General features: G+C 71.9%; 1 protein-coding gene. It reads left to right on the top strand.

Annotated features, from left to right (window positions below):
• Positions 1-45: 45 nt before the first annotated feature.
• Positions 46-1,389 (top strand): polyketide synthase dehydratase domain-containing protein (locus tag ABZU75_RS46445; RefSeq protein WP_355570001.1); only part of this gene is annotated, 1,344 nt, incomplete at its 3' end.

The raw sequence follows: 1,389 nt of genomic DNA, 5'->3' as shown, positions 1-1,389 counted from the left end.
GAGGTGAGCCCGCATCCGGTGCTGACGGTCGGGGTTCAGGAGTGCGTGGACGAGACGGATGCCACCACCGTGATCGCCGGGACGTTGCGCCGCGATGACGGTGGCCTGGAGCGGGTGCTGGTCTCGGCGGCCGAGCTGTTCGTCCGCGGCGTGGCGGTGGACTGGCGGCAGGTGCTGCCCGGCGGGCGCCGGGTGGACCTGCCGACCTACGCCTTCCAGCACCAGTGGTACTGGCCCGTGGGAGCAGGTTCCCAGGTGGGGAATGTGGCCGCGGCGGGGCTGGCCGCCGCCGGGCACCCGTTGCTGGGCGCCGCCGTGGGCCTGGCCGACTCGGACGGGGTGCTGCTGACCGGCCGCCTGTCGGTGGGGTCGCATCCGTGGCTGGCTGATCATGCGGTGGGCGGGGTGGTGGTCCTCCCGGGTACCGGGTTCCTTGAGCTGGCGATCCGGGCCGGTGACCAGGTCGGCTGCGAGGTGGTCGAGGAGCTGACCCTGGCCGCGCCGCTGGTGCTGGGCGAGGATGACGCGGTTGTGATGCAGATCGCGGTGGGTGCGCCGGAGGAGTCCGGTCGGCGTGCTTTGAGTGTCTATTCTCGGTCGGCGCAGGCTGGGGAGGATGTGCCGTGGGTGCGGCATGCGACGGGCACGCTCGCCACGGATGGTCGGGCCGCTGCGCGGTTCGATGCGGTGGTGTGGCCGCCGGTCGGGGCGACCGCGATCGAGTTGGACGGGCTGTATGACGAGCTGGCCGTTCGAGGGCTGGGGTACGGTCCGGTGTTCCAGGGGCTGCGGGCCGCATGGCAGTGCGATGGGGAGATCTTCGCCGAGGTCGCGCTGCCCGAGCAGGCGGCGTCGGATGCGGGTTCGTTCGGGGTGCATCCGGCTCTGCTGGATGCGGCGTTGCACGCGGTGGCCTTTGTCGGGCTGGATGCCGCAGGGGGTACGCGGTTGCCGTTTTCCTGGCGGGAGGTGAGCCTGCACGCGGGTGGGGCGGCGATGCTGCGGGTGCGGCTGGTCCGGGCCGGTGACGACTCGGTCACGCTGACGGCGGTGGATGCCGCGGGGGAGCCGGTGTTGTCGGCGCGGTCGCTGGTGTTGCGCCCGTTCTCGCCCGACCAACTCGTCGGCGGTGGCCGTGGGGTGGAGCGGGATTCGTTGTTCGGGCTGGATTGGACCGCGCTGGCGGAGGTGCCGGGCGCGGAGACCGGTGCGAGCGTGGTCGAGCTGACCGGAGATCTCGCCTCGCTGGATTCGGTGCCGGACGTGGTGACGTTCACCGTCGGTTCCTCCGAGGACACCGGCGTAGTGGAGTCGGCGCATGCGGTGACGGCTGGGGTGCTGGGTCTGTTGCAGGGGTGGTTGGCCGATGAGCGGTTCGGAGCCTCGCGT

The organism is Streptosporangium sp. NPDC005286 (assembly GCF_040607515.1).
GTDB lineage: Bacteria > Actinomycetota > Actinomycetes > Streptosporangiales > Streptosporangiaceae > Streptosporangium.
This window is presented reverse-complemented; position numbering and strand designations above follow the sequence as displayed.